The 3,736-nt window shown below is 60.8% G+C and carries 3 protein-coding genes; 2 read left to right on the forward strand and 1 reads right to left on the reverse strand.

Annotated features, from left to right (window positions below; translation table 11 throughout):
• Together ABYA88_RS15660 and ABYA88_RS15665 are read left to right on the forward strand one after the other, a co-directional pair.
• A partial coding sequence (locus tag ABYA88_RS15660) for a VRR-NUC domain-containing protein (RefSeq protein WP_373188322.1) occupies positions 1-95 on the forward strand: 95 nt, incomplete at its 5' end.
• On the forward strand, positions 92-2,407 hold the full coding sequence (locus ABYA88_RS15665; protein WP_373188319.1) for an ATP-dependent DNA helicase: 2,316 nt from the start codon (positions 92-94) through the stop codon (positions 2,405-2,407). The genes ABYA88_RS15660 and ABYA88_RS15665, both read left to right, overlap by 4 nt.
• A gap of 56 nt (positions 2,408-2,463) precedes the next feature.
• Here the strand turns inward: ABYA88_RS15665 and nirK are convergent.
• A partial coding sequence (gene nirK, locus ABYA88_RS15670) for a copper-containing nitrite reductase (RefSeq protein ID WP_373188321.1) occupies positions 2,464-3,736 on the reverse strand: 1,273 nt, incomplete at its 5' end.

Consider the following 3,736-nt stretch of genomic DNA (forward strand, 5'->3'; position numbering starts at 1 on the left):
ACCGGTTACAGGATAACCAGCGACGCTGGATCGCCTTTTGCGCTCGCCACGGCATGCCGGTGGATGTCTGCCATGTGCGTTGGACCGATGCATGAGTTACCGGGTCGCGGTGCGCAGTCTGTGTGAATTCACCGCCAAGGAAGGCGACCTGGATTTGCGCTTCACCCCGGCACCCACAGCCCAGGAAGGCATGGCAGGCCACCGCACCGTGGCCTCGCGCCGGGGCGCCGGTTACCTGTGCGAAGTGGCGCTGAGCGGCAGCTACCGGAATCTGCAGATAAGCGGCCGCGCGGATGGCTATGACCCGGAGCTGAACCTGCTGGAAGAGGTCAAAACCCACCGCGGCGATGTCAACCGCATTCCGCAGAATCACCGCCTGCTGCACTGGGCGCAGGTCAAGGTTTACGGTTGGCTGCTCTGCGCAGAGCTGGAGCTGGCGGAAGTGGATCTGGCGGTGGTGTATTTCAATGTGATCAGCCAGAAGGAGACCGTACTGCGCGAGCGCTTCGGCGCGGATACGCTACGTGAATTCTTCGAGCTGCAGTGTTCGCGTTTTCTGGCCTGGGCCGAGCAGGAAGCCGCCCACCGGATCGACCGCGACCAGAGTCTGGAGCGGCTGAGCTTTCCGCATCCGAGCTATCGCCGGGGCCAGCGCCAGCTCGCCGAGTCCGTGTACCGGGCCGCGCGCGACGGCAGGACCCTGATGGCCCAGGCGACGACCGGCATCGGCAAGACGCTGGCCACCCTGTTCCCCCAGCTCAAGGCGTTTCCCGGCCAGAAACTCGACCGGTTGTTCTTTCTGACCGCCAAGACGCCAGGTCGCCGCCTGGGTCTGGACGCCCTGGCCACGTTACGCAGTCAGGAAGCGGACATGCCCCTGCGCGTGCTCGAGCATGTTGCCCGCGACAAGGCCTGCGAACATCCTGACCGCGCCTGCCACGGTGAGTCCTGCCCGTTGGCGCAGGGTTTCTACGACCGCTTGCCGGCCGCGCGCAAAGCGGCGCTCAAGCGCCGCTGGCTCGATCAGCAGGCGGTGCGCGATGTCGCTCTGAAGCATCAGGTCTGCCCTTATTACCTGAGCCAGGAACTGTGCCGCTGGTCCGACGTGGTGGTATGCGACTACAACTATTACTTCGACATGACCGCGCTGCTTTTTGGGCTGACGGTGATCAATGACTGGCGCGTGACCCTGTTGACCGACGAGGCCCACAATCTGGTTGAACGTGGCCGAAGCATGTATACCGCCGAGCTCGATCAGATTCGTTTCAATGAGTTACGAAGGATTTCTCCATCAGGACTAAAGAGTGCGCTTGACCGCGTTGCGCGTCATTGGAATCAGCTGCACAAGGATCAGGAGGCGCCGTATCAGGTCTATCCGGCGATTGCCGACCTGTTTGTCATCAGCCTGCAGAAATCCGTGGGCGCGATAACCGATCATCTGACCGATCAGCCCAACGGCAACGACGCGGCCCTGTTGCGGTTCTACCTTGACGCCATGCTGTTCTGCCGGCTGGCCGAGGCCTACGGCCCCCATTCGCTATTCGATATCACCCGGCTGCCATCACCCGGCTCACGCACGCTGTCCCGGTTATGCCTGCGCAACGTGGTACCCGCCCCCTTTCTCGCGCCGCGCTTTGCCGCAGCACACAGCAGCACCCTGTTCTCTGCCACGCTGAGCCCGCCAAACTACTACGCCGATCTGCTGGGCCTGCCCGAAGAGTATCAATGGCTGGATGTGGAGTCGCCCTTTCAGGCCGGACAGCTCGACGTACGGATTACTGGCAATCTCTCTACCCGTTATCAGCACAGGGGCGCCAGCCTGAAACCCATCAGCCAGCTGATGGCCGAGCAATACCGGGTGCAGCCGGGCAATTATCTGGCCTTCTTCAGCAGCTATGCGTACCTGCAGCAGGTGCTTGACGCGTTCACCCGGGCCCACCCGCAGATACCCGTCTGGGTGCAGTCACGCAGCATGAACGAGACCGAACGGCAGGATTTTCTGCAACGCTTCACTAGCCAATCGCGGGGAATAGGTTTTGCGGTACTCGGCGGCGCTTTTGGCGAGGGAATCGATCTGCCAGGGGACCGACTGATCGGGGCATTCATCGCGACACTGGGACTGCCCCAGGTGAACCCGGTCAACGAGGAAATCAAGAGCCGCATGCAGAACATGTTCGGCGCTGGCACCGGGTATGACTACACCTACCTGTTTCCGGGCATCCAGAAGGTGGTTCAGGCCGCCGGACGGGTTATCCGCACCCCACAGGACAAGGGCGTGATATTTCTCCTTGATGACCGCTTTGGCCAGCGTGCGGTGCGCAGCCTGCTGCCGCAATGGTGGGCGCCAGCTCGCCACCAACTGCCCGGCAACGACAGGCTGCACCGGACTGATTCAGAGTTGAAATGAAACCGGGCCTGTAAAGACAGGCCCGGCTTTGCTTACCTACTACTCGGCAGTTTAGCTCAGTGACCAGCGCTCTCGGCTGCATCTTCTTGACTGTGGAAGATCTCGGAATCCGCATCGCCATTCACGGTGAGCAAACCGACCAAGCCCTTTTCTGCCCGGGCCAGGGCATGGTCGACCAGGGTGTATTTGCCAGGATACTCGGTCTTGAACTCCACCATGGTGGCGCCACCGGCGGGCACCAGGGTGGTTTGCACATCAGTCAACGGCGGGCTGGTCAGGGAGGCCTGATCATATACCCGATCAAAAATTTCGCCGATCACATGGAAGCTAGAGACCAGGTTCGGGCCACCGACGCCGAAGAAGATCCGTACGTCGTCACCGACACTCGATTCCATCTTGTAGGTCTTGGTCAGCGCGTCCATGGAGCCGTTGAACATCATGTGCCCGGGATTCTCATCCAGCATTTTCTGCAGTGAGAACTCCTGAAGGCCTGCGGAGCCATGGGCCTGAGCAGTATAGAGCTCGCCCTGCATCACATAGAACTCCTTGTCGACTGGCTTCAGACCACCCTCGGGCTCGACCAGAATCATGCCGTACATCCCGTTGGTGATATGTTGAGCGACCATCGGTGTGGCGCAATGATAGACATACAGGCCCGGCGCCAGCGCCTTGAACGAAAAGCTCTTGGACTGGCCCGGAGCAGCCTGGGTTACCGCCGCGCCGCCGCCGGGGCCGGTAGCAGCGTGAAAATCCACTGAATGGATGTGCGCGCTGTCGATCGAGTTCTTCATGGTGACATTTACGGTGTCACCAACACGCACGCGAATCATCGGGCCGGGAACGGTATTGTTGAATGTCCAGAACTTGTAGCTGCTGCCGTCGTTCAGGCGGCCCTGTACCTCGGTAGTTTCCAGATCAATATTGACCTCCTTGGGGCCGCGCTTGCCTACCGGCTCGCCCACCTGGCGGGGATCCTTGGAAAGATCAGGAAACTCACTCGCTGGCAGCTCCTGCGTGTTACCGACAATCAGCTTGCCGAACATCCCCGCCGCCTTGTGTCCCGGCAAGGTACACAGGTATTCGAACACGCCGCTCTTGTTAGCCCGGAATACAACCGCGGTAGCGGAGCCCTTGCCACCAATCTGATCGGAGTTGACGTCGAACTCGGGGATGGCCAGGTCATGCAAAGCGCCATCGCCATTGACCACGTTGATCTGTACAACCGCACCCTCTGCTACCTGCAGATCAGGGTTGACCTGACCCTTGGTGGGTCCTGCCTCGCTGACATAGACCAGCTTGCCATCTGCGATATCCGTGCGCAGGGTAAAG

This window comes from Halopseudomonas sp., from assembly GCF_041579695.1.
GTDB lineage: Bacteria > Pseudomonadota > Gammaproteobacteria > Pseudomonadales > Pseudomonadaceae > Halopseudomonas.